The following is a 13,587-nucleotide window of genomic DNA, read 5'->3' on the forward strand; positions in this document are numbered from 1 at the left end:
ATAAGCCGCTGGACCCGCCTGTGAGTCATCCTCTCTTATCCGATGATCGGGAAAATACAATGACGGATCAGGGGCGGAAGGAACGAAAATCTAATCGATTTAAACGGCAATTGCCTGCGGCGCTTCCGGTTCAACCGATTGAAGCGCCGCGGGATGCTATCAACACGCCTTGGCGATATCGTCGAAGGCGATGAGTTTTTCGAGCAGCCGACGCATGTCGGTGATCTTCACCATGTTCGGGCCATCGGACGGGGCGTTGTCCGGGTCCTGGTGAGTCTCGATGAACAGGCCACCGACACCGACGGCAACAGCTGCACGGGCAAGCGTTTCCACGAACTCGCGCTGACCACCCGAGGAGCCGCCCTGCCCGCCAGGCTGCTGCACAGAATGGGTGGCATCGAAGACGACGGGCGCGCCCATGGCGGCCATGATCGGCAGCGAGCGCATGTCGGAGACCAGCGTGTTGTAGCCGAAGGAGGCGCCGCGTTCGCAGAGCATGACATTCGGATTGCCGGAACCCGTGATCTTGTTCAGGACATTCTTCATGTCCCAGGGCGCCAGGAATTGGCCCTTCTTGACGTTGATCGCACGACCGGTCTTGGCGGCAGCGACAAGCAAGTCCGTCTGGCGGCAGAGGAAAGCCGGGATCTGCAGGACGTCGACGGTCGGGGCAACCGCGGCGCATTGCTCTTCCGTGTGGATGTCAGTGAGGACCGGAACGCCGAATTCCTTCTTGATGTCGGCAAAGACTTCCATCGCCGTTTCGAGGCCGATGCCGCGCTCGGCAGACAGCGAGGTCCGGTTCGCCTTGTCGAAGGACGACTTGTAGACGAGGCCGAGGCCAAGTTCGCGGCAAAGCTCGACGAGCTGGCCGGCGATCATGAAGGCATGGTCGCGGCTTTCCATCTGGCAAGGACCGGCAATCAGGGCAAAACGGCCCTTTTGGGAGAAGACGGCCTTGGCCGGACCTTCGCCGACGACGACTTCCGAATTGGGAGAAACGCTCATTTCAACTCCTCGAAGGCAAAGGTCACCCCCTGCCCCTTTTCCGGCGCAACGACGAGGCGCGCGCCCGTTTTTTGATAGCTGACGCCCTTAGCAGCGAGGCAGGCTTCTGTCACGCCGAGATCATCAACCGCAACAACCACGGCCGCCCCGACGAGCCCCCTTTCCGAGACCCGCAATTCCTGGCCGAAGTGGAGCCGGAAACCCTCCGGTGTCAGCACATCGACGGCGACGTTGGCGGTCTGAATAGAGAGCCCGAAGGAATGGGCGGTGACATCCCGCTGATCGAGGACCGTCTCCAAGAGATATTGGAAGTCGCTCGGGTTCTCTTCGACCAGCACCACGCGCCGGAGCCCTGTCGCGCCGTTCGCATGCACAAGCAGAGAACCCCGATCGGTCGGAAGCGGGTTTATGCGCTGACAGGCGAAGGCGAAGAAATCAGGCGCGCGCAGGTCTGCTGCAAAGGCGAGTCGGAAAGCCCCCTCCGCGGTTCGCCCATCCGGAAAACGAAACTGGCGCGCGAAATCAAGCAGAGCCCCAGCGCTCATACCGTCCTCGCGGTAGGCAGCATCGTCGGCCTGCGCGTCCTGCGTCTTCACGACGATGGCGGAGAGCCCCTCGCCGCGCCGAAAGCGGAAGGCCTGGTCGCGGGCGACAAAGACATTGCCGGTGCGCGCGGCCTCCAGACAGTCTTCCCGGCTGCCGACGGCCAGCGGCTCCAAATAGGTGTCATCGGCGAAGAAAACGCAGGCATTCTCCGTGCCGAACGGATGGCGGGCATCTGCCGCAACGGTGAAGCCAAGACGCCCCAGTCGCGCGCGGGCGGTTTCGAGATCGACGATCGGCAAAACGAGATGGTCGATGGCGCGGGGTGAGAAAGTGGAATGGGACATGTCTGCTCTCGATTTCTGCATCAATTCTGAGAATTTGGCGCCTGAATGGAAAGGCCTTCGACCGCGTGCCGCAGGGCATCGATCTGCTCGCGGGTTTCGCGCAGTTCCTTCAACACCTGCTCGTCGATCTTGTGATGAAGGGCCAATACTTCGATCTCTGCCTTGAGATTGATCTCGTAGTCCTTCGCCGCCATGAAGCGATCGCGCTCCGCCTGACGGTTCTGGCTCATCATGATGATCGGCGCCTGGACAGCGGCGAGCATCGACAGGATCAAGTTCAGGAAAATGAACGGATAGGGATCGAGGGCGTTCGTCACCAGAATCACCGTATTCAGGACGATCCAGGCGGCCAGAAACAGCATAAAGCCGATAATGAAACCCCAGGAGCCGCCGACCCGTGCAATCCCGTCCGCGAGCCGCTGACCGAAGGTCGCATGCGCCAGAAAGTCCTCGCCGGCATTGGTCGACACGGTACGGCGCTCCCGCGCCCGCTTCAGGACTTTCTTTTCTGCCAAGGACAGGTCGGAAGACGACTTCCCCAGAACGAGTTTCTCGATATCCTTCAGCATTGACAGCATCCTCGAGGGCGGTTTGCCTGATTTCTGCGGGAACATGTCCACTCAGCACTGCAGCGCGCCGAACTTGGACAGTTTCACGACCGTTGCCCCCGGCTATCGCATTTTCTCACCGGCTCTTCACGAAAATTTATCCCCTTGCGGAACACAAATGGAACAGATAGTGTCTGTTCTGGATTTGTTTCACCCTGGGGGCACCGCATATGCTGACGCGCAAGCAACAGGAACTGCTTCTTTTCATCCATGAACGGATGAAGGAATCGGGTGTCCCGCCGTCCTTCGACGAGATGAAGGATGCGCTGGACCTCGCATCGAAATCCGGGATCCATCGCCTGATCACGGCGCTCGAAGAGCGCGGCTTCATTCGTCGCCTGCCAAATCGGGCTCGCGCCCTGGAGGTGATCAAGCTTCCGGAAGCCTATTCGCCGAGCATCCAGCCGCGTCGCGGCTTTGCACCGAGCGTGATCGAAGGCAGCCTCGGCAAGACGCCGCCTCCGCCAGCGCTGACCAAGCCGCCGGTCGAGGACAACGGTTCCTCCGTCTCGGTCCCGGTCATGGGCCGGATTGCAGCCGGTGTGCCGATTTCGGCCATTCAGAACAACACCCACGACATCACGGTACCGGCGGAGATGATTGGCGCGGGCGATCACTACGCCCTGGAGGTCAAGGGCGATTCGATGATCGAGGCCGGTATTCTCGACGGCGATACGGTCATCATCCGCAATGCCTCGAACGCCAATCCCGGTGACATCATCGTGGCGCTGGTCGACGACGAGGAGGCGACGCTCAAACGCTTCCGCCGCCGCGGCGCATCGATTGCACTGGAAGCCGCCAACCCGGCCTATGAAACCCGCATCTTCCCGCCGGATCGCGTCAAGATCCAGGGCAAGCTGGTGGGCCTTATTCGCCGTTATCACTGATCGGCATTTGCACCGGGGTCCGGCTCTGGTCGACGACGTCAGGCGGACGCGCAAATTCGTGCGCGGTGGCGAACGAACCGCTGCGCCAGTCGTAGAGCCGGTGTGCGGTCCATGGCTTGGAGGGCCCGTCCAGCGCGGACCTGACCGTCATGGCTTGCGATTCGGCGCCGAGGCCCGAGATTTCGAGAGAGCCGGTTGCGCGCAGGTTCGTCTCGGATATGAGAAGCGCGCCGGAGCGGCAGGCGGTCAAGCGCGTGCGCGCCGATAACACCACGATGTTAGCGCGGTCGCAGGCTGCACCGAGGAGATCCGGGCGCTCCAGCGTTAACAACGAGTTGCCGTTCTCCAGCCTGATGGCACAGGCCTGCTTGATGCAGGTGAAACGATCGCTCCCCGAGGCTTGGAGCAGGCTATCCAACACCGTCTCTGCCAGTTTGCGCTGCTCCTCCGACAGGGTTTGGCCAATGCGCCGGTCTGGCGCCGGTGGCAGGGCCGTGTTCGGAAGCATGACCGGAGGCATTGCTTCGTCGATGCCGAGCACCGGCCGCCACTGATCGAAGATGAAGGCTGCCGGGCGAGACCGGTTGATGGCGAGGGTGGTTGTCTCGTCACTTGCGACCCGAATCGCCACCAAACGCGCGTCCTCGCTGATCATCAGCTCGCCATCCGCGGGACGCGGAGCAAGGAAGGCAGCCGCGAGCGTTACGACAATGAGAGCTGTGCCGGCATGCCTGATGGGGGTTCTGAGCAGGGTCAACAGGAGCATGCCGGCTATCGTGCAGGACATGAACCATGCCGGAAGACGCGGGAAGACGTAACCGCCGCCCCAACCGGACACAGTGTGGGCGACCGCCAGCACCATTTCGAGGCCCTGCCCCATGATCCAGAAGAACGGCGCGTCGAGGCCATAGGGCATGAGCAGCATGGCGATAAACCCGAAGGGCATCACCACTAGCGAGATCAGCGGCATGGCGGCAAGGTTGGCCTCCAGCCCATGGGTCGACAGCCGGTGAAAATGGCTGATGGCAAAGATGGCGGTCGAGACCCCGCCGATGAGGGAAGTCGCCAGGGTGCCGCCGACGAACTTGGCAAACCCAGCCGCAATCCGCATGGCAAGCGAGCGGGCACGAGGCAGGATCGCGCGCGGTCGCGCCCGCCACCCGGCGTAACCGGCAATCAGGGCTGCTGTGGCCGCAAAGGACATCTGAAAACTCGGTCCCATGACGGCAGACGGCTGGACTGCGAGGATTGCGGTTGCCGCAAGCGCGAGATTGTGGAGGCTGACAGCCGGGCGGTCGAAGAGGACGGCGCCGAGCATGACCGCCGTCATCAGATAGGCGCGCAGTGCCGAGACCTGGTAGCCCGATATGAGCACATAGCCGGTCGTCGCCAGCAAGGCGCCGCCGGCTGCGATCTTCTTCACCGGATAGCGGTGGTTGAATGTCGGCATGAGGCTGAGGAGCCCGCGCAATCCGACGAAAAAGATGCCTGCGGCAAGCGCCATGTTGAGGCCCGAGATCGCGGTGATATGGGCGAGGCCCGAGACGCGCAGCGCCTCCGTCGCCTCTTCCGACATCGATCTGCGTTCGCCGGTAATGATTGCGGCTGCAAAGGCGCCGGGATCTCCGGGCAGCACGCTTCGAATGCGGTTCGAAATGCGGTCCCGCAGCGAAAACAGGGCCTCGTCGAAGCGTGCCCACAAGCCTTGTTCCTGCGGAGAATCGGAAGTTTTTGCCGCCGGCGGACCGAGGAAGAAGCCGACAGCGCCGATGCCGGCGAAGTAGCTTTGGAAACTGAAGTCGTTCAATCCAGGCAAAGCCGGACCCGACGGTGGCGACAGACGAGCGCGGCCGCTCAGTTCATCGCCAATGGCGGCCGGCGCATGCCTGCTTCGCGCAAGGAGGGAGACGCGTTCCGGCGACCGGCGGATGGTTGGCTCCGCGGTCTGGATCACCCGCAACACATAACGCCACTCACCGCCGACCCCCTGCTCCCGTCGCTCGACAAGCCCGGTGACCGTGGTGACGAGTGGCTGATCAAGAATCACGGTGGACATCCGTCGCGTCTCCCAGTCGGCCATCAGCATGCCGAGAAGGATCAGGCACGAACTCCACAGGACCACATGCGCCACGGTGTCGCGCATCGCCCGCAGAAGTGCAGATAGCAGACAAGCAAGGAGCAGACCGAGGAACAAGGCCGGCGGTGGTTGACCAACGGAAAACCAGATTGCAGCACCCGCGCCGAGCCAGACGGGCACGAAGAGGAAAAAATGCCCGTGCCGACTTTCGTCTGAGACACACTGTCGAACCCGGCTCAGGATGCGATGCAAAACGGCGCGGGCGCCAGCGCCATGACCGATCGTCGTCAGGCTGGGCATTGCGCGTTTTTCGAGTGGCCGAGGCAAGTCCAGCCGGACCGGCAGATCACCGGACCGGAGGCGCCCCTCCCCTTGCGTTTCCGCCACTTCCGCCATCAGCCACACCCGGCCAGATCGACCTCATCCGCAAACAGAATAAGCGAAAATCGTCGTCAATCAATGCGTGTAGAGAATCAGTGTTTTGCGGCCTATCCGGGCTCCAAACGATTAGAACCGTTCGGTTCGATTGTTGCCGTTTTCGCGACGCACAATTTGCCCTTTGGATAGCTTGGCATTAACTTCGGTATCATATAGCTACATCACACGCTTAACCGATGGCGGCTTTTTCAAGACGCCTTCCCGCCAATTCCGGAGGATCAGCATGACGGACAAAAGCGCTTCTTTGAAACTCGGTGACAAGACGGTCGACCTGAGCGTCAAGGCCGGCACGATCGGCCCTGACGTCATCGACATCGGCGCCCTTTACAAGCACACGGGTACGTTCACCTACGATCCGGGCTTCACGTCCACGGCTTCCTGCGAATCCAAGATCACTTATATCGACGGCGACGAAGGCACGCTGCTGCATCGCGGCTATCCGATCGAACAGCTTGCCGAAAAGGGTGACTTCCTCGAGGTCTGCTACCTGCTGCTTTACGGCGAACTGCCGACGGCTGCGCAGAAGAAGGACTTCGACTATCGCGTCACGCACCACACCATGGTGCACGAGCAGATGAGCAAGTTCTTCTCCGGCTATCGCCGTGACGCCCATCCGATGGCGGTCATGGTCGGCACGGTCGGCGCGCTCTCCGCCTTCTATCACGACTCGACCGACATCACCGATCCGCATCAGCGCATGGTCGCTTCGCTGCGCATGATCGCCAAGATGCCGACGATCGCGGCCATGGCCTACAAGTATCATGTCGGCCAGCCCTTCGTTTATCCGAAGAATGATCTCGACTACGCATCGAACTTCCTGCGCATGTGCTTTGCCGTTCCCTGCGAAGAGTATCAGGTGAACCCGGTTCTGGCGCGCGCCATGGACCGCATCTTCATCCTGCATGCCGATCACGAGCAGAACGCATCGACCTCGACCGTACGTCTTGCCGGCTCGTCGGGCGCCAACCCGTTCGCCTGCATCGCGGCCGGCATTGCCTGCCTCTGGGGCCCTGCCCACGGCGGCGCCAACGAGGCAGCCCTCAACATGCTGATGGAAATCGGCTCGGTCGACCGCATCCCGGAATACATCGCCAAGGCGAAGGACAAGAACGATCCGTTCCGTCTGATGGGCTTTGGTCACCGCGTCTACAAGAACTACGACCCGCGCGCCAAGATCATGCAGAAGACCATGTACGAGGTCCTTGAAGCGACCGGCCATGGCGACGATCCGTTGATGAAGGTGGCACTCGAGCTGGAAAAGATCGCGCTCAACGACCCCTACTTCATCGACAAGAAGCTCTACCCGAACGTCGACTTCTATTCGGGCATCACGCTGCGTGCGCTCGGCTTCCCGACGACCATGTTCACCGTTCTCTTCGCGCTTGCCCGCACCGTCGGCTGGATCGCGCAATGGAACGAGATGATCGAGGATCCGCAGCAGCGCATCGGCCGTCCGCGTCAGCTCTATACCGGCGAGCCGAAGCGCGACTACAAGGCGCTCTCCGAGCGCTGAGACTTTCTTCCATCTTCAGGTATCGAGAAGGCCGGCATTGTCCGGCCTTCTTTCGTTGTGGCGACAGGCTGATTGCCTCCCTTATCGCAGGCGGCGATCAAACTCCCCGTGATGGGGGCGCATTTCGCCCTCCGATGCCTTCAATTCCCCGGAGCTTTGTTCTAAGGAAGTCAACCTGCTTCGTCCCCGACGAAGATTTACAATGAGGTTTATGCGTCCCGATGCTCGTCTTCTTGAGAAAAGCTTCCCGAACCCTGTTCGCCAAGATCTTGCTTCTGCTGCTCGTCCTGTCCTTTGGCGTCTGGGGCGTGTCGGCATCGCTATTCAGCAACACGTCCGACACTGTCGTTGCGGTTGGCGATCAAAGCGTCTCTTCGGCCGACTTCGCCTTTGCCTATCAGCGGCAGGTCGCCGACATGAGCAACCGGTTCGGGATGCAGCTCACGACCGAACAGGCCCGCGCCTTCGGCATCGAGTCCCAGGTGTTCTCGCAGCTTGCCGCCGGTGCTGCCCTCGACCAGCTGGCTGCTGACATGAACCTCGGTCTTTCCCAGGATCGTCTGGCGCAGCTGATTGCGGATGATCCGGCCTTCAAGAACTCTGCCGGAAGTTTCGATCGCGCACTGTTTTCCTCGCGTCTGCGCAATGCAGGGCTGCGCGAAGACGACTATATCGAGGAACGTTCCAAGGTCGCCATCCGCAGCCAGATCGTCGACGCGACTGCCGATGGCTTCGTAGCACCGAAGGTTCTGATCGACGCGATCAAGGCCTATCGCTACGAAAACCGCGACATCAACTACATCCTGCTCACCAATGCCAATATCGAGCTCATCAAGGCACCTGATGATGCGACCCTGGCAGCCTGGTTCGAGACGACGAAGTCCGGTTACCGCGCACCGGAATATCGCAGCTTCAACTATGTGAAGCTGGAACCCTCCGACATTGCCGATAAGGCCTCCATCACCGACGAACAGATTCGCGAAGACTACGAGCGCCGCAAGTCCTCCTACGAGATTGCCGGGACACGCACGATCGAGCAGTTGAGCTTCGAAAACCGCGAAATGGCGGAAGCAGCGGTTGAAGAACTCCAGAGCGGCACGAGCTTCGACCAACTCGTCACGGATCAGGGCAAGACCGCCGGTGACGTGCTGCTCGGCGAATTCACCCGCGACCGTCTGCCTGACCCGGCCCTTGCCGAGGCAGCCTTTGCAGTGACTGCCGAGGGCGGCACCACCGATGTCGTCGACGGCGCTCTCGGCCCGGTCATCCTGCGCGTCACCAATATCAAGGAAGGCCGCACCCAGAGCCTCGACGAGGTGAAGGAAGAGATCCGCGAAGCGCTGGCCGAACAGGCGGCGATCGCCGACCTGACATCGGTCCACGACCAGTTCGAAGATCTGCGGGCCGGTGGCTCGACGCTCAAGGAAGCGGCCGACCAGTTGAGGCTCCAGACCGTGACCGTCACCGATATCGACCGCCGCGGGCTCGACAGTCGCGAGACGGAAGTTGCCGGCATTCCTGAACGGGACAAACTGCTCGCAGACGTCTTCCGCACCGAAATCGGTGTCGAAGCCTTGCCGGTCACCATGGGCAATAACGGTTTCATCTGGTTCGACGTCACCGACATCAAGGCCGAGCGCGATCGCGAACTCGCCGAAGTCCGCGAAAAGGCGATTGCCGACTGGACCGCAGAACAGCAGCGCATAGCACTCGGTGCGAAGGCGGAGAGCCTGCGCCAGCGCGTCGCAGACGGCGGCACTCTGGAAGAAGTCGCGGCCGAACTCGGGCTTGCGGTCGAGAGCAAGGCTGGTGTCACCCGTCGCACCGAAGACGCGGTTCTTGGGCCCACAGCGATCACGGCCGCCTTCTCTGGCCCGCAGGGCACGGTCGCGACCGCTTCCGGCGGTGATCCCTCGACGCAGATCCTGTTGACGGTCACCGCCGTCCGTGACCAGCCTACCGGCGGCGTGCCGCTCAATGAGGATGAGCAGATCGCTCAGGTCGCGAACTCCGCAGGCGATGACATCCTCGACCAGATGGTCGGTCAGCTTCAGTCGGAATATGGCGTGACGATCAATCAGGCGCTGGCCCAGCAGGCCATCGTCCGGTAATCGTCGGCCAGAGGGGGAGCAGAGAATGTCCGGGTTGAAGCCCTTCATCGCCAAGATCGCCACGCGCCAGCCGCTTTCGCGGCAGGAAGCAAGCGACGCCTTCGAAATCCTGATGTCGGGCGAAGCCAGCATGGCGCAGGTCGGCGGCTTCCTGATGGGGCTTCGGGTCCGCGGCGAAACCGTTGACGAGATTGCCGGGGCCGTGTCGATCATGCGCCAGAAGATGGTGCCGGTCGATGCTCCCGAGGATGCGATCGATATCGTTGGCACGGGCGGCGACGGGACCAATACCTACAACATCTCGACACTGGCGGCACTGATCGTAGCCGGAGCCGGCGTGCCAGTTGCGAAGCATGGCAATCGGGCGCTGAGCTCGAAATCGGGCACGGCCGATGCGCTGTCGCAGCTCGGCGTCAAACTCGACATCGAGCCGGACATGATCTCGCGCTGCATCCGCGAGGCCGGTATCGGCTTCATGTTTGCGCAGTTGCATCATCCGGCCATGCGGCATGTAGGCCCCGCCCGCGTCGAACTCGGGGCGCGGACCATCTTCAACATCGTCGGGCCGCTTTCGAGCCCTGCCCGCGTCAAGAAGCAGCTCTTCGGCGTCTACTCGCCGGAATGGCTCGTTCCCGGCGCGGAAGCGTTGCGCGATCTCGGCCTCACCAGTGCCTGGGTCGTGCATGGCAGCGGGCTGGACGAAATCACCACGACCGGACCGAGCCAGGTGGCCGAACTGAAGGACGGCGAAATCCGGACCTTCGAGCTGACACCGGACGATTTTGGCGTTGAGACCGTTTCTCTCGACGCGATCAGGGGTGGCGATGGTACTGTTAACGCAGCCGCTTTGCGGGACGTACTGGGTGGCGCCAAGACCGCCTATCGCGACGTGGCACTCTGCAACGCCGCCGCTTCGCTCGTTGTCGCCGGCAAGGCAAAGGACGTGACCGAGGGCATGCATCTCGCAAGCCAATCGCTGGACACGGGCAGTGCGGCACGGGCTCTCGACACGCTGATCACCATTTCCAACTCTGCCGCTTAAGGGTAAACTTCAGACCATGACCGATATCCTGAAGCGCATCGAAACTTACAAACGGGAAGAAATTGCGGCTGCCAAGGCTGCCGTCTCGCTGTCGGAACTCAAGGACCGGATCGCGAGCCAGGACGCGCCGCGCGGCTTTTACCGATCGCTTCTGCGTGCCCGGGAGGAAGGCCGGTTCGGCCTCATTGCCGAGATCAAGAAGGCGAGCCCCTCCAAGGGGCTCATCCGTCCGGATTTCGATCCGCCGGCACTCGCGGCCGCCTATGAGGCCGGCGGCGCTGCCTGCCTTTCGGTGCTGACGGATATGCCGAGCTTTCAAGGGGCACCCGAATACCTCACGGCCGCTCGCAAGGCCTGCTCGCTGCCGGCGCTGCGCAAGGACTTCATGTTCGACGCCTATCAGGTCTACGAGGCCCGTGCCTGGGGTGGCGACTGCATTCTCTTGATCATGGCATCGCTGTCGGACACAGAGGCTGCGGACCTGGAGAGCGTTGCCTTCGACCTCGGCATGGATGTTCTGATCGAAGTGCACGATGCCGAGGAAATGGAACGGGCGCTGAAGCTCAAGTCGCCTCTCGTCGGCATCAACAACCGCAATCTGCGGACCTTCGACGTCAGCCTTACGGTCAGCGAAGACCTCGCGGCCATGGTTCCAGCCGATCGCCTGCTGGTCGGTGAGAGCGGCATCTTCACCTATGAAGACTGCCAGCGGCTGCAGAAGTCGGGCATCACGACTTTCCTCGTCGGCGAGAGCCTGATGCGCAAGGACGATGTCGCTGAGGCGACCCGCCTGCTTTTGACCGGCAAGACCGGCGCGCTGGCTGCGGAATGACTTCCGGGTCCAGCGGTCTGACGCATATCGGCGCCTCCGGCGAGGCGCATATGGTGGATGTCTCGGCCAAGGATGACACGGTTCGCATTGCGGTCGCCGAAGGCTTCGTGAAGATGAAGCCGGAGACGCTTTCCACGATACGCGAGGGCAATGCCAAGAAGGGCGATGTGATCGGCACCGCCCGCATTGCCGGCATCATGGCGGCCAAACAGACGAGCAATCTCATTCCGCTGTGTCACCCGCTGATGCTGTCCAAGGTGACTGTCGATATCGAGGAGGACCCGGATCTGCCGGGGCTGCGCGTCGCGGCGACCGTCAAGCTAACCGGCAAGACCGGCGTCGAGATGGAGGCGTTGACGGCCGTCTCTGTCACCTGCCTGACGATCTACGACATGGCCAAGGCCGTGGACAAGACGATGGAAATCGGTGGGATCCGCGTGATGGAGAAGAGTGGCGGCAAATCGGGCGATTTCCGCCACCCGGAGCGAGGCTGATGTCGCTGCTGCCGGTCGAGGACGCACTTGCAAGGCTGCTTGCCGTGGCCCACCCGGTCAGCGATATCGAACAGGTTTCGCTTCACGACACCAATGGGCGCATCCTCGCGACCAATCTGCTCGCCCGCCTCACACAGCCTCCTTTCAATGCCTCCGCCATGGATGGCTATGCTCTGCGTGCAGCCGATGCGGCAGAGGTCGGCAGTATCCTCACGGTCATTGGCGAATCGGCGGCCGGCCATGGTTTTGGCGGAACGGTAGGACCTGGCGAGGCGGTGCGGATCTTCACCGGTGCGCCCGTTCCGGATGGAGCCGACAGCATCCTCTTGCAGGAGGATGCCGAAACGCTTGGCGATAACAGAATCCGCACTACCTTTGCCGTCACAGTCGGACGACACATTCGACCGCGCGGGCAGGATTTCGTCGAAGGCGATGTCGCGCTGTCTGCGGGGTTGCACATGGACTTCAGCCACCTGACGCTGGCCGCCGCGATGAACCATGCGACACTGCCCGTCTATCGCCGCCCACGGATTGCGATCCTTGCGACGGGCGACGAACTACTGCCGCCCGGACAAACGCCTGGACCCAGCCAGATCATCGGTTCGAACAGCTTCGGGATCGCCGCACTGGCGCGCGAGAATGGCGCCGAGGTGATCGACCTTGGCATCGTGCCTGATGATCGTGAGCTGTTGCGACAAGCTGTGGAGCAGGCACGCGGACTCAGTGTCGACGTGCTCGTCACGCTCGGAGGAGCATCCGTCGGCGACCATGACCTGGTGCAATCCACGCTAATTTCCGCCGGCATGGAGCTCGACTTCTGGCGTATTGCCATGCGGCCCGGCAAGCCGCTGATGGTCGGCCGTCTCGATAACATGCATGTGCTCGGACTTCCGGGCAACCCGGTGTCGAGCCTCGTCTGCGGCCTTCTCTTTCTCGAACCTCTGCTGTGCAAGCTTGGTCACCGGAAGCCCCGCCGACGCATGGCGCAAGCCCGGCTACAGGCCGCTCTGCCCGCCAATGACAAGCGGCAGGATTATGTGCGCGCAAAGCTGACGGAGCAGGATGACGGGATCCCCTCGGTCGAAAGCTTCGGCAAGCAGGATTCGTCGATGATGCGGATCTTCTCGCAATCCGATTGCCTGATCGTGCGGCCGCCCCATGCCCCGGCGGCAGAGGCCGGCGAGACCGTGCCGGTGATGCTTCTACGGCTCTGAAGGATCGTGAGATCAGACCCCAGTGGCGATCGTCTTGCCTTCCTCGGCTGCAGTATCTTCCAGTCCATATTGCCGTTTGATCAGCGCCGCAATTTCCTCTTCGACAGCCTTGCGATCCTCCTCCGGCATCTCGGCGAGCATCTCTTCCGTAAGCTCATGCTCCTCCAAATAGAGGTCACGGATCCGTTCGGCCGGCGTTTTGGCGCTTTCCTCCAGGAATTCGGCACGCAGATCATTTCGCTTCATGGCAGCCTCTGCGGCGTCCTTGCTTGAATACACACCCGTCTGCAACTGCCAGAGGTTCGAGGCAAGGCCAGAGGCGGATTGGTCTCGCTCCAGGGTGCGTTGTGCGGTTGTTGGAGACCCGGCCGCTGTGGTCGGCAGCTGTTCCTGGGCAGGCTTGCTACGGGTGGTGTAGGTCGTCGGCACATAAAGCCCTGTGTCTGAAATGCGCATAGCGAACTCCTTCTCTA

Annotated in this window: 12 protein-coding genes; 7 read left to right on the forward strand and 5 right to left on the reverse strand. The window is 61.9% G+C overall.

Translation table 11 applies throughout. The annotated features are described in order from the left end of the window. Positions 1-159: 159 nt before the first annotated feature. Genes kdsA through QWE_RS22115 form a run of 3 tightly spaced genes read right to left on the reverse strand, consistent with a single transcriptional unit; the run spans position 160 to position 2,473 of the window. The gene (gene kdsA, locus QWE_RS22105) at positions 160-1,008 is read right to left on the reverse strand and encodes a 3-deoxy-8-phosphooctulonate synthase (RefSeq protein WP_006728408.1); all 849 of its coding nucleotides are present in this window, start codon (positions 1,006-1,008) and stop codon (positions 160-162) included. Continuing rightward, positions 1,005-1,898, reverse strand: a complete 894-nt coding sequence (locus QWE_RS22110) for a VOC family protein (RefSeq protein WP_006728409.1) — start codon at positions 1,896-1,898, stop codon at positions 1,005-1,007. The genes kdsA and QWE_RS22110 overlap by 4 nt, the downstream gene beginning before the upstream one ends. Before the next feature lie 20 nt (positions 1,899-1,918). Next, positions 1,919-2,473, reverse strand: a complete 555-nt coding sequence (locus QWE_RS22115) for a DUF1003 domain-containing protein (protein ID WP_420804578.1) — start codon at positions 2,471-2,473, stop codon at positions 1,919-1,921. A gap of 203 nt (positions 2,474-2,676) precedes the next feature. On the opposite strand from QWE_RS22115, the gene lexA reads away from it, so the two are divergent. Continuing rightward, positions 2,677-3,393, forward strand: coding sequence for a transcriptional repressor LexA (gene lexA, locus QWE_RS22120; RefSeq protein WP_006728411.1), 717 nt, complete (start codon positions 2,677-2,679; stop codon positions 3,391-3,393). Here the strand turns inward: lexA and QWE_RS22125 are convergent. Further along, positions 3,374-5,866 (reverse strand): ComEC/Rec2 family competence protein, encoded by a 2,493-nt coding sequence (locus QWE_RS22125; RefSeq protein ID WP_100220970.1) that lies wholly within the window; start codon positions 5,864-5,866, stop codon positions 3,374-3,376. The two genes, lexA and QWE_RS22125, sit on opposite strands and share 20 nt — an antisense overlap. A 265-nt stretch (positions 5,867-6,131) precedes the next feature. Between QWE_RS22125 and gltA the strand changes: the two genes are divergently transcribed. From gltA to QWE_RS22155, 6 genes are all read left to right on the forward strand, one after another. Then, entirely contained in the window at positions 6,132-7,421 is a 1,290-nt protein-coding gene (gene gltA, locus QWE_RS22130) for a citrate synthase (RefSeq protein WP_006728413.1), read from the forward strand. A 221-nt stretch (positions 7,422-7,642) separates the two neighbouring features. Next, complete coding sequence (locus tag QWE_RS22135; protein WP_006728414.1) at positions 7,643-9,532, forward strand: peptidylprolyl isomerase; 1,890 nt, start codon at positions 7,643-7,645, stop codon at positions 9,530-9,532. A gap of 25 nt (positions 9,533-9,557) precedes the next feature. Continuing rightward, entirely contained in the window at positions 9,558-10,574 is a 1,017-nt protein-coding gene (gene trpD / locus QWE_RS22140) for an anthranilate phosphoribosyltransferase (protein ID WP_006728415.1), read from the forward strand. A 16-nt stretch (positions 10,575-10,590) separates the two neighbouring features. After that, positions 10,591-11,406: an indole-3-glycerol phosphate synthase TrpC gene (gene trpC, locus QWE_RS22145; RefSeq protein ID WP_006728416.1), complete on the forward strand. Its 816-nt coding sequence runs from the start codon at positions 10,591-10,593 to the stop codon at positions 11,404-11,406. Further along, positions 11,403-11,900 (forward strand): cyclic pyranopterin monophosphate synthase MoaC, encoded by a 498-nt coding sequence (gene moaC, locus QWE_RS22150; RefSeq protein WP_006728417.1) that lies wholly within the window; start codon positions 11,403-11,405, stop codon positions 11,898-11,900. Before trpC ends, moaC begins: the two co-directional genes overlap by 4 nt. Continuing rightward, positions 11,900-13,114, forward strand: coding sequence for a molybdopterin molybdotransferase MoeA (locus QWE_RS22155; RefSeq protein WP_006728418.1), 1,215 nt, complete (start codon positions 11,900-11,902; stop codon positions 13,112-13,114). Before moaC ends, QWE_RS22155 begins: the two co-directional genes overlap by 1 nt. Before the next feature lie 12 nt (positions 13,115-13,126). On the opposite strand, the gene QWE_RS22160 is transcribed toward QWE_RS22155, so the two are convergent. Next, on the reverse strand, positions 13,127-13,570 hold the full coding sequence (locus QWE_RS22160) for a hypothetical protein (protein ID WP_006728419.1): 444 nt from the start codon (positions 13,568-13,570) through the stop codon (positions 13,127-13,129). Between the last annotated feature and the right edge of the window lie 17 nt (positions 13,571-13,587).

This window comes from Agrobacterium albertimagni AOL15 (assembly GCF_000300855.1).
Lineage (GTDB): Bacteria > Pseudomonadota > Alphaproteobacteria > Rhizobiales > Rhizobiaceae > Allorhizobium > Allorhizobium albertimagni.